The organism is Blastococcus sp. PRF04-17, assembly GCF_023016265.1.
In the GTDB taxonomy this organism is placed as follows: Bacteria; Actinomycetota; Actinomycetes; order Mycobacteriales; family Geodermatophilaceae; genus Blastococcus_B.
Genome location: NZ_CP095412.1, coordinates 4,401,117 through 4,419,251, shown reverse-complemented (window position 1 = coordinate 4,419,251; position 18,135 = coordinate 4,401,117). Strand labels below are relative to the sequence as shown.

General features: G+C 72.7%; 18 protein-coding genes and 1 pseudogene. 9 read left to right on the top strand and 10 right to left on the bottom strand.

Annotation, left to right across the window (positions count from 1 at the left end):
• Window positions 1-72: 72 nt before the first annotated feature.
• From MVA48_RS22495 to MVA48_RS22480, 4 genes are all read right to left on the bottom strand, one after another.
• The gene (locus MVA48_RS22495) at window positions 73-612 is read right to left on the bottom strand and encodes a hypothetical protein (protein ID WP_246983919.1); all 540 of its coding nucleotides are present in this window, start codon (window positions 610-612) and stop codon (window positions 73-75) included.
• Window positions 609-917, bottom strand: a complete 309-nt coding sequence (locus tag MVA48_RS22490; protein WP_246983917.1) for a hypothetical protein — start codon at window positions 915-917, stop codon at window positions 609-611. Before MVA48_RS22490 ends, MVA48_RS22495 begins: the two co-directional genes overlap by 4 nt.
• Before the next feature lie 273 nt (window positions 918-1,190).
• A complete protein-coding gene (locus MVA48_RS22485) occupies window positions 1,191-1,562 on the bottom strand; it encodes a DUF4268 domain-containing protein (RefSeq protein WP_246983915.1) in 372 nt (123 codons plus the stop codon).
• Window positions 1,522-2,238: a hypothetical protein gene (locus MVA48_RS22480; RefSeq protein WP_246983913.1), complete on the bottom strand. Its 717-nt coding sequence runs from the start codon at window positions 2,236-2,238 to the stop codon at window positions 1,522-1,524. Before MVA48_RS22480 ends, MVA48_RS22485 begins: the two co-directional genes overlap by 41 nt.
• A 134-nt stretch (window positions 2,239-2,372) precedes the next feature.
• Here MVA48_RS22480 and MVA48_RS22475 point away from each other — a divergent pair, with 134 nt between their 5' ends.
• Window positions 2,373-3,098 (top strand): DUF6308 family protein, encoded by a 726-nt coding sequence (locus MVA48_RS22475; RefSeq protein WP_246983911.1) that lies wholly within the window; start codon window positions 2,373-2,375, stop codon window positions 3,096-3,098.
• A gap of 58 nt (window positions 3,099-3,156) precedes the next feature.
• Here the strand turns inward: MVA48_RS22475 and MVA48_RS22470 are convergent, their stop codons facing one another.
• The 4 genes from MVA48_RS22470 to MVA48_RS22455 form a co-directional block, all read right to left on the bottom strand.
• A complete protein-coding gene (locus MVA48_RS22470) occupies window positions 3,157-3,993 on the bottom strand; it encodes a hypothetical protein (protein ID WP_246983903.1) in 837 nt (278 codons plus the stop codon).
• Between the two features lie 133 nt (window positions 3,994-4,126).
• Entirely contained in the window at window positions 4,127-4,795 is a 669-nt protein-coding gene (locus MVA48_RS22465; protein WP_246983901.1) for a hypothetical protein, read from the bottom strand.
• 58 nt (window positions 4,796-4,853) lie between these two features.
• Window positions 4,854-7,394, bottom strand: a complete 2,541-nt coding sequence (locus MVA48_RS22460) for a DEAD/DEAH box helicase (RefSeq protein WP_246983899.1) — start codon at window positions 7,392-7,394, stop codon at window positions 4,854-4,856.
• The gene (locus MVA48_RS22455; RefSeq protein WP_246983897.1) at window positions 7,391-9,052 is read right to left on the bottom strand and encodes a site-specific DNA-methyltransferase; all 1,662 of its coding nucleotides are present in this window, start codon (window positions 9,050-9,052) and stop codon (window positions 7,391-7,393) included. The genes MVA48_RS22460 and MVA48_RS22455 overlap by 4 nt, the downstream gene beginning before the upstream one ends.
• 549 nt (window positions 9,053-9,601) lie before the next feature.
• On the opposite strand from MVA48_RS22455, the gene MVA48_RS22450 reads away from it, so the two are divergent.
• The 8 genes from MVA48_RS22450 (at window position 9,602) to MVA48_RS22415 (ending at window position 16,397) form a co-directional block, all read left to right on the top strand.
• A complete protein-coding gene (locus tag MVA48_RS22450) occupies window positions 9,602-10,255 on the top strand; it encodes a hypothetical protein (protein WP_246983894.1) in 654 nt (217 codons plus the stop codon).
• Window positions 10,252-11,922 carry a Mu transposase C-terminal domain-containing protein gene (locus tag MVA48_RS22445; protein WP_246983892.1) on the top strand — a complete coding sequence of 557 codons (1,671 nt, stop codon included), beginning with the start codon at window positions 10,252-10,254 and terminating at the stop codon, window positions 11,920-11,922. The genes MVA48_RS22450 and MVA48_RS22445 overlap by 4 nt, the downstream gene beginning before the upstream one ends.
• Window positions 11,919-12,695 (top strand): AAA family ATPase, encoded by a 777-nt coding sequence (locus MVA48_RS22440; protein ID WP_246983884.1) that lies wholly within the window; start codon window positions 11,919-11,921, stop codon window positions 12,693-12,695. Before MVA48_RS22445 ends, MVA48_RS22440 begins: the two co-directional genes overlap by 4 nt.
• Window positions 12,692-14,785: a helix-turn-helix domain-containing protein gene (locus tag MVA48_RS22435; RefSeq protein ID WP_246983882.1), complete on the top strand. Its 2,094-nt coding sequence runs from the start codon at window positions 12,692-12,694 to the stop codon at window positions 14,783-14,785. Before MVA48_RS22440 ends, MVA48_RS22435 begins: the two co-directional genes overlap by 4 nt.
• Complete coding sequence (locus tag MVA48_RS22430; RefSeq protein WP_246983880.1) at window positions 14,782-15,072, top strand: hypothetical protein; 291 nt, start codon at window positions 14,782-14,784, stop codon at window positions 15,070-15,072. Before MVA48_RS22435 ends, MVA48_RS22430 begins: the two co-directional genes overlap by 4 nt.
• Window positions 15,073-15,184: 112 nt before the next feature.
• Window positions 15,185-15,568: a hypothetical protein gene (locus tag MVA48_RS22425; protein WP_246983878.1), complete on the top strand. Its 384-nt coding sequence runs from the start codon at window positions 15,185-15,187 to the stop codon at window positions 15,566-15,568.
• On the top strand, window positions 15,565-15,930 hold the full coding sequence (locus MVA48_RS22420; protein ID WP_246983876.1) for a hypothetical protein: 366 nt from the start codon (window positions 15,565-15,567) through the stop codon (window positions 15,928-15,930). The genes MVA48_RS22425 and MVA48_RS22420 overlap by 4 nt, the downstream gene beginning before the upstream one ends.
• On the top strand, window positions 15,927-16,397 hold the full coding sequence (locus tag MVA48_RS22415; protein WP_246983874.1) for a hypothetical protein: 471 nt from the start codon (window positions 15,927-15,929) through the stop codon (window positions 16,395-16,397). Before MVA48_RS22420 ends, MVA48_RS22415 begins: the two co-directional genes overlap by 4 nt.
• A 334-nt stretch (window positions 16,398-16,731) precedes the next feature.
• Here the strand turns inward: MVA48_RS22415 and MVA48_RS22410 are convergent.
• Both MVA48_RS22410 and MVA48_RS22405 read right to left on the bottom strand, forming a co-directional pair.
• A pseudogene (locus MVA48_RS22410) lies at window positions 16,732-17,723 on the bottom strand (IS481 family transposase).
• Between the two features lie 131 nt (window positions 17,724-17,854).
• Window positions 17,855-18,058: a hypothetical protein gene (locus tag MVA48_RS22405; protein ID WP_246983872.1), complete on the bottom strand. Its 204-nt coding sequence runs from the start codon at window positions 18,056-18,058 to the stop codon at window positions 17,855-17,857.
• Window positions 18,059-18,135: the final 77 nt, after the last annotated feature.

Genomic DNA, 18,135 nt, shown 5'->3' with positions numbered 1-18,135 from the left:
GGGTCCGCGCCCGGCAAACGGTAGCGTTGACCACCCTGAGCTGCGGGAACACGGCGTGGCTCACCCGACCGATCAGCGCTTCGTCCGGGCCCGCGCTCGCAGCCGCTGGGTCGCGGTGGCCATCTCGTCCGCGGTGATCGGGCCCCACTCCGCCTCGACGTCGGCGAGCCACCGGTCGAGCGCGGCCAGCCGCAGCTCGTGTGCGGCTACGTCCGGCGCGACGCCCCCTGGAGTGCGCGGCGGGCGCGCGGTGTGCCGGGGGCCGTCGGCGGTCAGCCACGCCGGCGCGAACTCCGGTTCGTTGAGCACCGTCGGCTCCTCCGCCACCGGGCCGTCGTCCCACAGCGACCGGGCCCAGCGGCGGGCTTCCTCGATCATCTCCGTGGCGGTCTCCAGCAGCGCCCTCTGCCGGATCACCACCTCCTCCATGGTGCGCAGCGACTTCTGGGTCTCGCCCAGGCGCCGTTCCAGCTCGGCCAGGGCGGCCAGACCGTGGCCGAGCATCTGTTCCCGACCGCCGGCTGCACCGGCGAGCTCGTGCAGGCTGGTCATGAGGCAGTTGACCGGCTCGATGCGCGGATCGTGGCCGGCCGGGGGGCGGGCCTCTGTCACCGCTGCTCCACGGCGCTGGTCAGCCAGTGCGGAACGGGACCGGGCGCGTCGACCCGCGCGGTGTACGGCGGCTGGGTCGCCGGCCATAGCGCACGCGCCCACGCGCGGGCCTCGTCCCGTTCCTTCAGCGGCTCGTCCTGCTGGCCGGCGGCGGACACGTGATCGCCGTCGATGAGCGCGTCGCGCAGGCCGTCACGGCAGCGGTGCACGTGGTCACCGTCAGCACCCTCCAGCAGGAACAGCGGCCGGTCACGGTCGCAGCCGCCGCAGCAGTCCGGCGGCGACGGCTCCGGGAAGCGGGACATGGGCGCATCATGCCGAGCAGGTACGACGGTCGCACCGGAGTTCCGAGGGCGGTGGCCCACGGGCCTGAGCCGCTCAGTCGGCGGGCGGCTCGGTGAACCCGTACTGGCCGCGCGACGGCACGGGTGAAGGCGGCGTACCCGGCGCTACCGTCGCCGGTGGCTCCGCGCACGGGTGCGCGGCAACCTGGTGCCGATGGTGCTGGCGGCGTAGCCGGTGCCGCGGCTCGGCGATGTCTGCCGGCCTCCGCCCGCTGCGGGCGACGACGGCGCGGGTCAGGGCTGCTGCGTCGGCGGCGCAGCAGGACCGGCGCCCGCGGCCTGCTCCTGCATCTTCGCCGCTTCCCGGAGCTCGCGGGCGCGTGAGCGGAGTAGGTCGTTCATCGCGTCGTACATGGCCAGGACGGTCGGCACCGCCCATGCCTTGAGTGCCGCGCGTGCGCCGTCGTCGGCGAGGTCACCGGCGGGGCGGTAGGCCGCGATGCGGCTGGCCCGCTTGTCGTCCAGTCGCTCCCAGCTCAGCGGGTGACCGACCTTCGCCTCCCAGGCGGCCGCGTCTGCCTGCAGCTCGTCGAACAGCGCCTTGTTCACCTCGCCGTTGCCGCTGTCAAGGTAGGCCTCTACTCGCAGCCGGCCGTCGTTGGCCACGACGAGTGCCCAGTTGCCCCACGGCCCGGCGGCGAAAGCCAGCCAGTTCAGCGTTCCCCGGGGTGGGGAGACGGATGCCCGGCCGCTGGGCGACCACGTCGGTGAGGACCTCGACGAAGAAGTCCTGCCGGACGACGTTCACCCCGCTGCCCTGCCCGGCGCCCCCGCCGCCGCCACCGGCTTCCTTGACGCCCTTCTGCCAGCCGTTCGGGCGGGCGACGACCTCGAAGACCGGAGCGCGGGGGCCGGTGGCGCCGATCTGGACGACGGAGACCTCGACGCCGAAGAAGTCCACGCCGGAGTCGGTGCGCTCGTTGAGCCAGTCCAGGGTGCGCCGGTGGTCGTCGCGGAACCGCGGGGCGACCCAGACGACCGCGCTGGCTTCCAGGCCGGATGCGTAAGCGAGCAGCTGACCCAGATGCCCGTGGTCGGTGCGTTCGAGCTGGTTCTCGACGATGACGATACCGCCGTCGGGCGTCTGCGCCTGGATGTCAAGCCGGAACTCTCCGACTGGCACCTCAGTCGCGATCAGGGTTAGCGACATGCCGAGCTCATCGGCCAGGACGTCGAGATTCTCGGCCAGCCAGGGCGTGAAGTCACCAGCCTCGGAGGTCCACACGTCGCGGGCGTTCGCGACCCGCCGCAGCCTGCCCAGTCCCTTGCCGTCGAGCTCCATACCGCTCTTCTACCGCAGGGCGGCCACCCTCAGCCGCAGGGGCGGCGGGACGACCGCGCGTCACGGTCGACGCCCGTCACCCGTGCACCGGACCTCCCCGCCCGCGGGCGGTCGGCCCGCTACGGTCCGGCGCCGTGACCACCTCTCCCCTGCCCGACGTTCCCGAGGACTGGCCGCGGCCGGCGCCCAGTGAGATCAAGTACGCGCGGCGGGTGGCCATGGAGGCGCTCTCCGATGAGACTGACCGGCCGGCTACCGAGCGGCTCGCCCGGCACTACGACGCGACCGGTCGGGGCGCCGGGACGACGTTCCTCGAGCTGGCGCCGGTCGACCCGGCCACCCTGACCGCCGCCGACCTGCACGCGCTCACCGTCCTCAACGCGCCCGTCGCAGCGCTGGTCACCCGGCGGCTGCTGACCGATGCGGCGATCCGCGGCGACATCGAGCAAGCCCTGGCCGCGGTGCCGGGCGACGTGGACCTGGCTGCCGCCGGCCCCGCCACGTTCGCGGCGATGGAGACCCTGGCCAAGGCCGTGCACGCCGGCTGCTGCGACCCCCGGGTGGCCAACCCCAACCCGTGGGTGACCTCGGCGAAGCTGTGCTCCCGCAAGCGGCCCCGGCTGTTCCCGATCCGCGACCGCGTGGTCTGCGAAGGCCTCGGGCTGTACGGCACCGCCGTCCGGCGAACCGGAACCCGCCGGGTCGACTGGCAGGTGTTCGCGTCCCTAATCAGCGACTCCGACGTGCGGCATCGACTCGACGACCTCACCACGGCGGTGGAGACCACCGCCGGGGTGCGCTGCGACGCCGTGCCGCTGCGCGTTCTCGATGTCGCCCTGTGGACCTGGCTGGGTCGCTGACCTCCTGGAGGGCGGGTCCGCCGACCGCCTTGTCTGGCCGTGCGGCCCGTTGCGTCGGTCAGTCCTCACTGAACAGCCGCTGCAGCGCGAAGCGCAGCACGTTGTAGTAGCTGTAGAAGAGGAAGTCGACGAGCACGGGGTCCTCGGTGATGTCGACCTTCCCAACCTCGTGGTGGCGGATGGTCAGCCCGTTGGACAGCGTGGTCATCTGCCGCAGGAGCCCGTCCAGGTGTTCACCGAGGGCCGCCTCTGGGCTCATGGCACCGATGAGGGCGGCGGTGGACGCCTTCTTGTTCTCGGGCACCTGCAGCGTCTTCACGCGCTCGTAGGCGTCAGCCAGGTGACGCAGCCCCTGCCACCGGCGGCGCGGGTCGCTGGTCTGGAACTCGTGCAACCCGGAGCTGATCAGCTTCTCCAGGTGCTGGTCCCCACCGAACGGGAGGGCGTCCCCCAGCCGGCGGTTGAGCGTGAAGCTGCCGGTGGTGCCCTTGATCCGCCCGTTCTGCAGGACCAGCCCGGTCTGGAAGCGGCCGAAGAGCGCGTTGACGTCGACGGTGTAGTCGTAGCGGCCCGACGCGGTGTCGAAGGCCGTCGGGTGGGAGCTGCGGCAGAACTCGTGGAACCAGCTGTCGGTCGGCCGGGAGACCAGCTGGAAGAAGCCGGTCACGTAGCGGAGAACCTCGTCGTCGGGGATGCCGGCCACGTTGTCGGGATCGAGCGGCCAGGCGATGGGCCCCACGTGGCGCACGAGGGCCTTCCGGACGGCCTGTTCGTCCCAGTAGTAGGTGTGGCCGTCGGAGCACTGGGAGGGGGCCTGCTGGGCGAAGTAGTCACGTTCGGCCAGGTTCTCGAGCGTGTAGAGGTACGCGGGGAAGAATGCGCTCGCGAGGGTCACGGCTTCATGTGTACGGCAGTCCTCCGCCAACTTCATGGGTTGCCCGCCAGGTGGTCGGGGTGGTGCAGCGAGCTGCCGCACGAACACGGCGGGAAGCGCCCTAAGCCGCGGTGAGCTCCGGGAGCGAAGGTGGTCAGGGCGTCGCGGCGGCGACTTCGGGAAGGAGCTCGGTCAGGTCCAGTATGTCGACGTGCGCGGCCGGGCCGGTGGTGAAGTCTGCGATCGACATGGCGAGCGGACCGAATCGCTGCTCGAACAGCTGGCGGGTGGGCTGCGACTTGTCCAGCGCCCAGCTGGCGGTGGACTTGGAGGTGCGGAGGAACCGCACCGGGGCCGGGCCTACGGCGTACAGCTCGGCTCGGCGGTCGGTGTCGGCGGCGGCGAGGTGCACGAGGTCCTGGAACAGGGTGCGCTTGCGCATCGCGTCGGCCCCGGTCCACTGCGCGACCTTGAACTCCGCGACCCGGCGGTCGGTCTCCAGGTCGTACTTGCGGGAGGGGTCGTTGCCGGCGCCCAGTGACGGGCGGCGGACGATCTTCTCGCCCGGCTCGAGGATCCGCGGCAGGACCAGGGTGATGGCGCATGCGTGGATGAGGTCGTTGAGCCGGCCGACGTCGCGGCGCACCAGCAGCGCCGCGGCGAGCAGTGACCCGTCGATGCCGGCGTCCGCGGTTGCCGCAGTCGCGACTGCCGCGTCGGCATCGAGCAGCTCGTGTTCCAGTCCGGCGAGCAGCCCGGTTAGCCCGCCGCCGGCGAGGACGGCGGCGAGCTGCTCGAACGCCGCCGCCGACTCGCTGGGCATGGTCAGCTACGCGCGGCCCGGGCGCGGGTGAGCGCGTCGGACAGCGTCCGGACCTCCTTCACCACATGCTCGGGTACCAACAGGTACTGCCAGTCGCCGTGCTGGCCGTCGTCGGTGACGTGGCGGGCCCACTGCTCGGCCGCGGCCCGCTTGCGCAGCACGACCTCGTCGCTGAGCCGGTCGTCGCCCTTGACCTCGAGCAGGTAGTGAACGCCGCCGATCTCGGCGTAGAAGTCGGGGCTGTACCGGCCCCCTCCCACTCCACGACGAACTCCCCGCGCTGGATCCGCGCCCACACGGTGACGCCGGTGTCGCTGTCGAGCAGGTTGGCGAACCGCCGCTCGGTCTCGCTGTCGAACCAGTTGAGCTTGTGCAGCCCGCGTTCGGACCAGGAGTTGTAGGCGACCCCGCGGCTGAACGGGCTGTACCGGTTGAGCTCCACCGGCCGGCTGTTGGTGCGGGTCGGGCCGAACTCCGTGGAGGTGACGGACAGGTCGACGACCTCGTCGGCGGCGCGGTACTGCTGGCGCAGCAGGCGCTGCACCGCGGCGAGGGTCTGGTTGACGTAGGGCGCGACATGGTCGGCGCCGCCGGCGCCGGCGACGAGGGCATCGGCCAGTCGGCGGGCGGCGTTGCCGTCGCTGCGGCGGGCCGAGTCGATGAACTCCATGGCCAGGATGCCGCTTTTCAGCGAGCTCACCACGTTGCCCAGGGGAAGTTCGGGGGTGCTCGCGTCGATGATGTCCGCGGCGTCGGCCGGGACCAGGCGCAGCCCCGTGGGGCTGGTCGGGTCCTCGATGACGTCCAGGCGCTTGCGCGCCAGCTGGCCGCCGCCGGCGGTGTCGGCGATCTGCTTCCCGAGCGCGGTGAACAGCCGCTCGTCGACATCGGAGAGGGAGAACGCCCGGGCGATGACGGTGCGCTCGACGATCGGCATGGTGATCTGCCGGCGCGCAGCGACGGGCTCGATGGTGCTCTGCGCCTGCTGTTCGGCCTCTCGCAGCCGCTCGGTCATCGAGGTGATGGTCGCCCCACCGGTGGCCTCCTCGGACGGCGAGACCGGCACCGGCGTGACCGTGTCCGAGCCCGGTTCCGCCGCCGGGGCGGGGGCGGTCGTGGCGCTCGTGGTGGCACTCCCGGGGACCCCGCCCGCGGGGGTCGCCCCGGAGCCGCCGCCGCAGGTGGTCGTGGCGGTGCCGGTCGGGACCAGGACCGTCGTCTCCGCGTCGGTGGGCTGCACCGGGACATCGGTCGGCGCCGGGGCGTGCCCGTCGGCGTCGGGCGCGTCGATGTCGACGACACGGGTGGTGCCGGGGACGTCGGTGGGCACGGGCACGACCCGGTTCTCCACCAGCCCCTCGAGCAGCACGCCGGCCTTGGCCAGCAGGGACTCGTAGCGCTCGTGGGAGAGGACTTCGACCGTGTCGAGCAGTTCGACGCCGGTGTAGGCGCCCCATGGCAGCCGCAGGCCGCGGCCGAGGGTCTGTTCGGTGAGCACGTCGGAGATGGACGGGCGCAGGGAGCAGATGACGTAGATGTTCTTGACGTCCCAGCCCTCCTTGAGCATGTCCACGCTGACGATGACCCGCACCGGGCTGTCGGGCTCCTCGACCGCCGCGAGCCGCGCGAGCGCGTCGTCGGCGGCCTTGCTGTGCACGACAAGCACGCGCTGCTCGTAGTCGTGCTCGTACATGCCGGGCCGGCGCAGCACCGTGCTGACTGCCTGGGCGGAGTCGATGCTGTCGGCGACGACGAACATCACCGCGTTCACCCGCGGCAGCCCATGGGCGTCGGCGTAGGCGTCGGCGGCCTTCTGCTTGGCCCTCAGCAGGGTCAGGCCGTCGCGCAGGCGCACCTCGACGCTGTCGGCTGTGTCGGTGCGGCCGACCAGGACCGGGGTCTTGACGTATTTGTCGGCGATCGCGCGGGCCAGCGGGTACTGGTAGATGACCTTGCTCAGGTCCGACTTCGCCGGGGTGGCGGTCAGCCCGACCAGGGCGAGCGGGTCTAGGTCGCGGATCGCGGCCGAGAAGGCTTCGGCCGACTCGGAGTAGACGTGGTGCTCGTCGGCGATGACGACGAGGTCGTCGCGGCCCTGCAGGTAGGCGTAGAGGTCCTCGCCGAGCCATTCCTGGAACTTGCGAGTGCGGCGGGTGGCCTTGTCCGGCTTGGTCAGGGCCTGCACGTTGAACACGAAGACCTTGACGGTCTCCTCGTCGGCCAGCGCCGTGGCGACGTCGCCGGTGTTGAAGTTCTCGACGGTGATCACGGTCGGCCGGGTTGCCATTCCACCGAGTACCGACTTTTTGTGGCCGTCGGTGAAGTTGGCGACGGTCTTGTCCAGGATGGTGCGCCCTGGCGTCACGAACAGGACGTTGCGCACTCCGGACTCGGCCAGGTACTCGATCAGGCCCGCGGCGAGGTACGTCTTGCCGACGGCGGTGGCCAGGTCGCAGACCAGTTCGACGCTGCTGCCGGCCGCCCCGTCGAGCTGCTTGGCCACCGCGGACAGGGCCTCGGCGTTCGGGGTGCGCAGCTCGAGCCGGGCGGCGATGTCGTCGATCAGGCCCTGGTCGAAGGGCACGGTGGGGTGGCTCATGAGGTGGCACCGTCCGGAGTGGAGGTCAGCGTGACCAGGCGGCTGGGGAGGATCCCGCGGCGGGCCAGGTCCCGCGGCATCTTGCGGACCTTGGAGCCACCGCGGCGGGCCGTCAGCAGCTCGTCGACGCCGGGCTCGATGGCCTGGGCGACCACCAGCAGCGTCTCCTTCTCGGCCAGCTTGGACAGCAGCAGCTCGGCGACGCCGGCGGTGAGCATTCCGTCTAGCACCGCGAGCCGGCTGCGGCCCTTGCGGCCGGTGAACGGGCCGGTCGGCTCGTACTCGTAGCGCACCTGGGCGCACACCGCCCGCGCCAGATCGCCGCCGACGGCCCAGTCGGCGAGGAACAGGTCTCCGTCCTCGTCGGCCTCGAACATGCTCGACGCGACGCGCAGCAGCCGGAACCCGCCACCGCCGGGCCACCCGGTCGAGCCGGTGACGCCGCCGGCGTCCTCCCCCTTGACGACCTTCTCCAGCCGGGGGCGGACGTAGGTGTCGAGGTTGTCCTCGGACAGCTCCACGGTGACGTACCGGCGGCCCATCTTGTGAGCCACCGCCGCGGTGGTGCCGGAGCCGGCGAAGCAGTCGAGCACGACGTCGCCCGGCTCGGAGGCGATGTGGATGATCTGCTCCATCAGCCGTTCCGGCTTGGGGGTCGCGAAGATGGCCTTGCGTCCGAGCAGCGCGACGATCTCGCCCTTCGCCTCGCGGTTGTTGCCGACCTCCTCATCCGGCCAGATGGTCGTGGGGACCAGGCCGCCGAGTTCGGTCTTGAACCGCTTGCGAAAGGGGAACGTGCGGCCGGTCTTCCCCCACCACAGGCGGTTGTCGGCGCGCAGTTCCTCGAAGCTCTCCCGGGACAGGCCCCAGTACCGCCCTGCCCGTGGCGTGAACACGTCCCCGTGGGGTCCGACCACCTCGTAGGCACCGTCGCTGTAGGGCTTCGCCGCGGTCAGGTCCGATCGCCGCCAGTCACCGCGTGGATCGTTGTCCGGATTCCAGAAGTCGGCGTCGCTCTTCGCCGTTCGGGATACGCGGTTGCGCCGCCAGGCGTCCTTGTTGCGGGCGTAGACGTGGATGAAGTCGTGGTCCGAGGAGAAGTGCTGCGCGGAGTTGTTGCGGCTGTGGCTCTTCTTCCAGATGACCGTCGCGACGAAGTTCTGCACCCCGAACACCTCGTCGAGGACGCAGCGCGCCCGGTGCTGCTCGGCGTCATCGAGGTGCACCCACACGCTGCCGTCGTCGGCGAGCAGCCGGCGGATCTGCACCAGCCGGTCGCGGAGCATGGTCAGCCACACCGAGTGCTCGACGGCGTCGTCGTAGTCCTTGAACGTCTCACCGGTGTTGAACGGCGGGTCGATGTAGCAGAGCTTGACCTTGCCGACGTAGGCCCCCGCCAGCTCCGGGGTGGAGCTCAGGGAGGTCAGCGCGTGCAGGGCGTCGCCGTGGATGACCAGGTTGCCCTCCGGCTCGTCACCGAAGTCGGCCACCTCCTCCAGCAGTCGCACCTCGGACACGCGCCAGTCGGTGGGCTGCACCCACTCGTACTTCTCCGCCCCGTGCGACAGCAGCCGCATGTCCTTGTTGGACCAGGACAGCTCGAGCCGTCGACTACTCGCCACAGGTTCCTCCTCGGTGACGCACGGTACGTCGGTCACGGACCGTGCGGGACCGATTGCCGGTGATGTCGGCTCTGCGGTCCCACCCGCACCATGCGCGCCGCCGGCGCCGGCGCATTCACCACGGACAGCCGGCGCGCGTCCGCCTGCTCTGGGTCGCCATGGAGTGAGCGGCCCCTGGTCCGCGGTCGGGCGCGGCGTTCCCGATCCGCGGCGCCGCCCCTCCGGTTCCGCAACTTCCCTGCGCGGGCGCCGCCCGGCACCTGCCGCATGCTTGTTGATCTCGCGCCGCCGTCGTCTTCCGGGGCCTGCTCGTCGGCCCCTGGGCTGTCGTCGGCGCGCGGTGGCGTTCACCCGAGCGGGTGACCCCACCCCGCCGGGTTGATCTTCGAACAGGCGTTCGACAGACTCCTGCGCAATCCCACCGGATCGCGGCACGACGACGCCGGCGGTTCGTCGCACCCAGACGAGCCTCAAGCGCTTCCCCTCGCGGGCCAACCGGTTGGGTCGGCGTGAGTGCCCCGTGCTCCGGCCTCGCCGGACCGGTCTCGGACACACGCGCCGACCGGCGCCAACCGAGGAGGACACATGACCGCCGTCATCGACCGGCCCGCCCGCCCCAGCCGCGGGCAGGGCTACGGAGGGTTCAACACCGCGCTCGACGTCCGCAGCGAGCACATGCTCGCCGAGCACCTGCGTCACCCGCTGCCCACCGACGCGCCGACGTCGATGTGCAGCCGCCGCGCGCTCACCCTGGCGGCGCGCATCGTCGACATGCACGGCATGCCGGTGCGGCACGACGCCGCCCGCCAGCAGCTCGCCGGCCACCCGGCCGTCTACGACCGGTACTTCCGCTTGCCAGAGGAGTGGACGCTGACGGGGGCTGCACCGGCCTGCCCGCTCACCTGGGCCGACGGCCACGGCAACATCGTCATCGACTTCGTGCGCACCGCTCCGCCGAGCCACCCCCTGGCCGACCGCGCCGCCTGGGACCGGCTGGCGGAGGTCACCGCCTGGGCGCAGAGCAGCGCCGGCGACCGGGTCAGCGTGCGCATCCTGTCGATCGCCGCCCCGGCCATGTCGCTGGTGCACCAGTCGTCCGGTTTCGCGCCGCTGCAGGAGTCGCCGCTGGGCGTGCGGCTGGCCGCGGACCCGGTGAGCGGCACCATGGTCGACGTCGCGGCGGCGACGTTCGTGCTCGCCACCCGCGGCGCCCGCGAGGACGCGGCGGTGGCGCGGTGACCGCCGGCTACCTCAAGCGCGCCGCGCTCGCGCTGGCCGTCGCCGCGCAGCGGCCCGACGGCACCTACCCCGACGACGCCGTCGCCCGCGCCGCGGCCGCCGCCGGCGTGACCCCCCGCCAGGTGCGGCGGTGGCTCAAGGCCGAGGCCAAGCACCTGGCCGCCGGCGTCGGCGGCATCCGTGACGTGCCCGATCCGGCGCCGCGGAAGGCCTGGCAGGTGACCCCGCAGGTGCTCGCCGTGGTCGCCGCCGCCCCGAAGCTCAAGCGCGCCTGGCAGGAGCTGTGCGCCACCGACCCGAGCACGCCCTCGTACCCCGCGTTCACCGCGGCGCTGCGCAACCACGACGACAACGGGATCGCGCGCGCGGTCAAGGGCGGCGGCGCCCGCACCCTCATCGGCTCCCGCATGTACCTGAAGGTCGAGGTCGCCGCCCGCAACCGGCGGTGGGAGCTCGACAGCCAGGAGGTGCCGGTGTTCGTCCTCCCGGCCAAGGGCACCAAGCCGGTGAAGCTGCACCAGACGACCGCCCTGGACGCCAAGACCCGGATGGTCATGGCCACCGTATTCACCCCCGGCCCGCCGCGGGCCGAGGAGGTCGCCGCCTGCATCGCCCGCGGCGTGCTCGGCCGGACCTACCTCCTGGACGACCAGGAGGTGTGGGTGGGCGGCATCCCCGACGAGATCGTGTGGGACAACGCGAAGTCCAACCTGTCGGACCTGGTGACCGAACTCGTGGTGTCCCTCGCGACCCTCGGCACGGCGGTGACCCCGTACGCCGGCTGGGAGAAGGGCAAGATCGAGTCCTGGCAGGGCATCAGCCAGGACGAGTGCTACAGCAGCATGCCCGCCTACACCGAGGGCCCCGCGTCGTTCACCGGCACCAAGTACTGGGGCGACCACACCAGCGGCAACCAGCTGTTCTCCGAGATGCTGCTCATCGCGCAGGGCGAGCGGTGGGCCTTCGAGGAGTACAACGCCACCCGGATCCACGGTCAGCTCGGCACCACCCCGCTGCGGGCCTGGGCGGCTGACAACACCCAGCTGCGCCTGGCCACCCAGGAGCAGCTCATGCCGGCGATGCTGACCACCAAGCACGCCCGCACCGTCAACAAGAACGGCATCCGCCTGCACGGCGTGGACTACGTGGCCGCGGAGCTCAACCGCCTGGTCGGCCGCAAGGTTGCGGTCCGGTACCTGCCCAACCTCGAGTTCGAGCGCCTGTTCATCGAGGTGTTCGATGGCCCGAGGTGGGTGTGCACCGCCTACCCGTCCCACACGCTCACCGCCAACCAGCGTGCCGCCCTGTTGGCCGAGCGCCGGCGCCAGTACGAGGTCGTGCGCACCGCCGAGCAGGAGGGCGCCCGCATGCGTCGCGCCCGCGCCGACCGCACGAAGGCCACCAACGGCGCGCAGACCACCTACGGCCAGACCGCTGCGGAGTTCGCGGTCGACGAGCTGGCCGCCAACGTCGACGAGCTGCTCGACGACATCACCGACCCGACCGACGAGGCCCCGATCGCCAGCGCGCCCCAGCCCGACGCCACGTTGCCGACCGGGGACGAGGAGCCGTTCTACGCCGACGTCGCCGGCGTCACCGAGCCGGACATCGACGACCTGGCCGCCGACCCGAGCGCGCTGTTCGACGACGAGGAGGACCTGCCGTGATCGGTAAGCACCTGCGCGGCCTGACCGGTGCCGCCGACGTGCCCACGCTGGCGTTCAACCGGGCCACCGTCGTGCTCCGCGGCGCGGCGGCCGACAACGACATCGCCGCCCTGCTCGGCGCCCCCGGCACCGGCAAGACGTTCTGCGCGCTGTCGTTCCTCGAGACGGTCTCCGCGGCCGGCCGGCTGGGCATCTTCCTGCAGTCCGGCCCCACCGCCGCGCACACCGAGATGACGGTGCGGCTGCTGCAGAAGCTCCGGGGCGGGCGTCCCTCCGGCGAGAGCTACTACCTGTCCGACGACCTCGGCGAGCTGCTCTGCGAGCACTCTCCCGTGGTCGTCGTAGACGAGGCCCACCGCGCTCAGCGGCGAGGGCTGGAGCAGCTCATCTACCTCAAGGAGACCTACCCGGAGTGGACGCTGGTCCTGGTGGGCAGCGAGCTGCCCACCGCGCTCAACAAGGCGCCGGGAGCACGCAGCCGCATCCGTGGGCGCTCGGCCCGGTTCGATCTCCTCACCGGCGCGGAGCTGCTGGCCACGCTGCACGCCCTGCACCCACTGCTGGCCGAGGCCGACGACCAGTTGCTGCAGCGCGTCGACACCCGGTACTGCTCTGGCAACTTCCGCGACTGGGCCAGCCTGCTGCGGGCCGCCGAGAAGGTCAACGAGCGGCTGGCCCACCGCGGCCAGCCTGTCCACCGGACGCTGACGGCGAAGCTGGTGGGGCACGCAGTGGCGCGGGCCGGGGTGGACGCCTGGGAGGTGCCGGCGTGACGGCCACCGCGCCGCCGGTGCACCTGCCCGCAGGGTTCACCGTGCTGCACGTCCCCGACGACGACGCGGCCATCCGCCAGGTCGCCGCGGCCAACGACCCCGACGCGGGCAGGATCGCAGTCCGGGTCCGGCCGGGCATGCGTCGCCTCGACTGGCTGTGCCGCGATCTGCTCACCGCGCTCGGCGTCGACCTCACCGTGTCCGGTACCGGCCGCAACGCCGACGAGAACCAGCAGCTGCTGCCGGTGCGGCTGGCCATCCAGCAGATCGGCGACATCCTGATCGCCGGCGCCGAGCAGCTGACCCCGGCGATGATCGCCGACCTGGCGCTGCTGGCCGCCGCGGCGCACGCCCGGCTGTGGCTGGTCACCTGCCCGCCGGTGACCACCACAGTGACCGACGCGCTCGCCGACTGGTGCGCGACCGAGGTGTCGCCGGCGACGGCCGCCACCGCGTGGCCCGGGCTGCTCGACCGATCCTCGGCGCGCCGGCCTACCGCTTCGGTCCCGGTCGGTCCGGCCGAGCCCACCGAGCCCCGACGGCTGCCCCTGGTCGATGCGACCACGCTGCTGGCCAGCTGCCGCGCTCTGCTGCCGGCCGAGCAGGCCGCCTGGGTGCAGGCCCGCGTGCGGGCGGCGGTCGCCGACGCGGGCCGGCGGCTGGACGACAGCGGAGCCGAGGCCGAGGTGGTCGCCGGCTGGCTGCTGAACCGGTACGACAGCGCCGGCACCCTGACGCAGTTCGTCACCGACCTCCGCGGCCTGCAGATCGCGGCTCTGTGGCGAGGCGCGCTCGTTCAGGTCGACGTCCCCACGCTGCTCGGTACCGCCGCCGCGTCGCCGTCCGCGGCCGCGCGCACGCCGCAGCTGTGGCGGCGGCTGCGCGCCTACCGGCTGCCGGTCCGCGGCGCGGCCTCCGCGCTGGCCGCGGCCCGGCTGGGCAGCACCGAGATCTGCGCAGCGACCATCGCCGACACCGCCGAGGACGGCAGCTGGGTCCGCGTCGCCGGACGGACGATCACGGTGGAGCCGGGCGCCGCCGAGTACGTCGCCGCTCAGCGGCTGCTGCGCGTCGCCGCCGGCGCCCCGGACAGCGCTCCGTTGTTGGCCACCTCGACCGGAGCGCCGCAGTCGGACAAGGGCCTGGCCCGGCTGCTGTCGGAGGTCCGCACCGAACTCGGTGTCGTGGTCACCAGCCGGCTCGTCGAGCGCACCGCCCCCGATGCGGCCACCACACTCCGCCGCTGGGGCGTGACCGTCACCCCGATCGGCGCCCCCGTGCCGGCCGAACCGGACACCGCACCGGTGACGGCACCGGCGATCGCACCCACCGCCCCGTCACCGGAGACGCTCCCGCTGCTCGACGTCGAGCTGATCTGCCGTCGGCGCAGCGAGCTGCGCCTGTCCCGCCGCGACGTGGCCAAGCACCTCGGCGTGACGACCGCGGTCGTCAGCCGTCTGGAGTCCGGCGTCAACCACGCCGAGCAGCCACTCGCGCTCCTGCTGCGGCTGGCCGAGCTGCTGGGCGTCGACCTCGCCGACCTGCTCCCCCGCCCCGCACGGACCTCCCTGAACGGTCCAGGCGCCACCGTGATCGCCGAGCCGGCGCAGCAGGACGCCCGACGTCTCGGCGCCGCCCTACACACCTTGGGCGTCCTGGTGCCCGGGGAGACGCTCGCCGAGGTCCTCGGCTGGGACAGCGCACGGTTCAGCGCCGCGGTCGACGCGCTCACCGCGGCCGCACCGGCCACCGGCCTGCGCGTCCATCGACTGCAGAACCGCCTCTCCCTGGTCCGCGACGTCGACGCGCTGCCGACCGAGGAACTGCAGGCCGTGCGCCGCTACGACGCCGTGCGCGCCGGACTCGACCGAACCCAAGCCCACCTGGTGCACGAGGCCCTCACCCGCACGATCGTGCCCGCCGCCGGCCGCGGCGGCCGGCACATGATCGCCCGCTCGAACGCCGAGAAGGTCGCCGCCGCCTCCCTGGTCGGCGCCGGCATCCTCACCACCGACGGCGTCGGAGACCTGGCGCTGCACCCGGACGCGGCGTACTCGCTGCTCGTCCCGACCGAGCGGGGCCAGTCGTGACCGCCGTCGCCCAGGACGGGCTGTTCGACGTCGTGGCGGAGCCCGGTGCCCTCGCCGATCGGCAGGCGAACTGCCAGCGGCTGCGTGACCAGCTGCTCGGCGAGGTGTCCCACTGTGAGCGGGAACTGCATCGCCTCGGCGCGCTGGCGTACGCGGTGGCCGAGCTCGCCGGCGAGCGCCCCGCCGCGGCCGTCGCCACCCGACTGGCCGAGCACAGCTGGGTGGGCACCGGAGAGCAGCTGGTGCTAGCGGCGCGGGGGATCGTCGCTCAGCGGAGGTCGTCGTGACCAGCTCCGACCACGTCGGCCAGGGCATGCGCCGGCTGCGCGACTGCCAGGCCCGCCTGGCCGGCGCACGCTCCACATCACTGCACGACCCCGACCCCAACCAGGAGGCGCCGTGACCCCGACCGCGCACCCACCGCCCGCCGACGACGGCGGAACCACCGAGCCGACGGTGGTCCTCCGGGTCCACCTCGCCGGTCCCGCGCCCAGGACGGCTCCGCCGCCCGACGCGACCCCGATGCGCGTGGTGACCGACGGCGCGGTCTACGTGTTCGACCCGGACACGATGACCGCCCTGCGGCTGCCCCGCGACGGCACCGAACTACGCCGGGACGGCGAGCCGCTCGCCCTGCTCAGCTGGCCCGACCCCGTCGTCGGCCGGGGCATGGAGCTGCAACTGCAGGTGCGCGAGGACGGCGTGCCCACCGTCCGGTTCACCAGCGCCGTCCGCCAGGTCCAGCGCTACCCCGCCCCACCTCCGACCGAGGACACCCCGTGAGCCCTGTTCCCGACCCCGCCGAGCGGCACCACCTGCCGATGGTGTGCACCTGCGGGCCCGAGCGGGCTGCCGCCGGCGAAGCCCTCTACCAGCGGGTCAGGGCCGCCCTGTCCCGCGGCAGCGAGGAGCTGAAGGCGCGGCCGGTCACCGACCGCACGTTCGTCGACGACCTGCTCCTCAGCCTCCTCGCCGATCACGGCGCGACGGTCGAGGCCATTCACGGCGACCAGTGGTTCGCCGTGACCGTGGAGAGCTTCACCTCGGCCAACGAGGAGATGCACGTGGTGTGCCAGTGCGACCAACCGACCCTCGGCCTGGCCGCTATCTGGGAGTGGTACGAGCAGCGGAAGACGCAGCCATGACCGAGGTGCCGCCGGGCCCGTGGCGCTGGGAACAGGTGGATCCCGGCGCTCTCGAGCGCCGCCGGCGCCCGACCAGCGACCGCGACGACGACCATGACGCCCGCCGCCTCGTCGGCCCGCAGGGGTGGGGTCTCATCGGCGCCGACGGAACCCCCGTCCTGCTGCACGACGGCGGCTGGGGCACCGTCGACCTCGGTGCCGACGGCGGCTTCTGGCCCGCCCACCCGATCGCGCAGCTACTCGCCCGCGCCGGCGACATCCCCCAGCTGGAGCGGGACCTGCGTACCGCCGACGCCGCCCTGACGACCGCCCGACGGGACGTCGACCGGCTCGCCGCCGACGTCGCCGAGGCACGCTCCTGGGCCCGCCTGCTCGTCGACACCGTCGGCATCTCGGCCTTCACCAGCCTCGGCGCACCGCCCGACTGGCTCACCGCACCGTGGACCGGCGAGTCGCCCGACATCTGAGCGCCGCGGCGCCGGTCCGGCTTCCACAGATCTGCCACGCTCCGCGTGACCACGGGAGGCGCGGATCAGCACCCGACCTCGCCGTCCACGTCCCCGGCGAGGCGGCGGCACGTCGCAGGACCCGTGCCCGACCATGCTTGGCATGGCCCGCCGACGTCCTGCCACGGTGAACGCCGACGAGCTCGCCTCCCGCGCCTGCGCGGAGGCCCGCGCCCATGTCACGGCCGGCCGCTCGCAGGAGGCACGCGACGTGCTGGTGCGGGCGGAGACGACGTTGATCCGGCGTGCTGGCCGGACGCGCACCCCCGGGTCGGCAGATGCCGTGGGTCGAGCTCTAGCTGTACTGCCCGGACACGTTGGTCAAGCGGGTGATGGGCGGACGGTTGCCGATCGCGGTGTGGGGCCGGTGATGGTTGTACTCGTGCAGCCAGGCCGGCAGGGCCTTTCGGCGCGCTGATTCGCTGAGGAACATCCGGGCGAAGGCCCAGCCGTCTGCCATGGTGCGGTGGAAGCGCTCGATCTTGCCGTTGGTCTGTGGCCGGTAGGGCCGGGTCCGCTTGGGTTTGATCCCGAGTTCGGCGCAGGCGTCGCGCCAGGCGTGGGAGCGGTAGGCCGAGCCGTTGTCAGACAGCACTCGCTCGACGGTGACGCCGCGGGCGGCGAACCAGGCGGTCGCCCGGCGCAGCACGCCGATGGCGGTGGCGGCGGTCTCGTCGTCGTGGATCTCGGCGTAGGCCACGCGGCTGTGGTCATCGACCACGGTGTGCACGAACGCGGTGCCGAGCTTGGGGTTGTAGTGCGCGTTGCGCGGCTTGCCTGGGGTGGCGGCTCGGTTCTTGTCGCCCTGGGCGCGGCCGACGTAGCGCCAGCCGCCCCCGTCGGGGATGTTGCCCAGCTTCTTCACGTCGACGTGCAGCAGCGAACCGGGATGGGCGTGTTCGTAGCGGCGGATCGGCTCCCCGGTGGCCCGGTCGACGTGGGAGAGCCGGTTGATCCGGCAGCGGACCAGCACCGCATGCACCGTGGAGGGGGCCAGGCCGAGGCGGTCGGCGATCTGCACCGGCCCGAGGCGCTTTTTCCACCGCAGGTGCACGATCTTGCGCACCACCGGCCGGGGAGTCCGCCGAGGGCAGCTGTGCGGACGGGAGCTGCGGTCCTCCATCGCCGCCGCCCGCCGGTGCGGTACCGGTCGGCCCACCGTTTCGCGGTGGGCCAGGCGACGTTGAACACCGCCGCGGCGTAGGCGATCGTCCAGCCGTCCTCCACTACGGCGCGCGCGAGCTTGAGACGGTGGCGGGGAGTCAGGGCAGCGTTAGCGTGGGCCACGAGGACCTCCGGTTCGTGTGAGCGGGTGCCTTCAGCAGCTCCACTCCACGTCCGGAGGTCCTCCCTCCACAAGATCGATCAGTCAGATCGAGTGGTCACACGCCCTCAACCAACGTCGCTGGTCAGTACATCTAGCCGAGGTGCGAACGCAGCGCGAGGCCCTCGACCGAGCCTCGGGCCAGCTCCATCCCGCCGTGCGACCGGCCGGGCGACCGACGGTTCCTGCTCGGTTGACCGAGGTGGCGCAGCTCATCGGCCTCGGGCAGCTGGCCCGCGCTCGCCGGCTTCTGGAGGCCGTGGAAGCCGAGCTCGCCGATCGAGATCTCCGCGGGCACGATCCGCTGGTGCTCCGCATCTCGCGACTACGGGAGCAGCTGGATCCCGCGGCACGAGCGCCGGGGCCGCCGCCGGC

Excerpts from the sequence above, each read along its gene's own strand:
- MVA48_RS22465 (WP_246983901.1), bottom strand. The coding sequence starts at position 4,795 with ATGCCCAGCGAGTCGGCGGCGGCGTTCGAGCAGCTCGCCGCCGTCCTC.
- MVA48_RS22450 (WP_246983894.1), top strand. The coding sequence starts at position 9,602 with ATGACCGCCGTCATCGACCGGCCCGCCCGCCCCAGCCGCGGGCAGGGC.
- MVA48_RS22490 (WP_246983917.1), bottom strand. The coding sequence starts at position 917 with ATGTCCCGCTTCCCGGAGCCGTCGCCGCCGGACTGCTGCGGCGGCTGC.
- MVA48_RS22460 (WP_246983899.1), bottom strand. The coding sequence starts at position 7,394 with ATGAGCCACCCCACCGTGCCCTTCGACCAGGGCCTGATCGACGACATC.
- MVA48_RS22415 (WP_246983874.1), top strand. The coding sequence starts at position 15,927 with ATGACCGAGGTGCCGCCGGGCCCGTGGCGCTGGGAACAGGTGGATCCC.
- MVA48_RS22480 (WP_246983913.1), bottom strand. The coding sequence starts at position 2,238 with ATGGAGCTCGACGGCAAGGGACTGGGCAGGCTGCGGCGGGTCGCGAAC.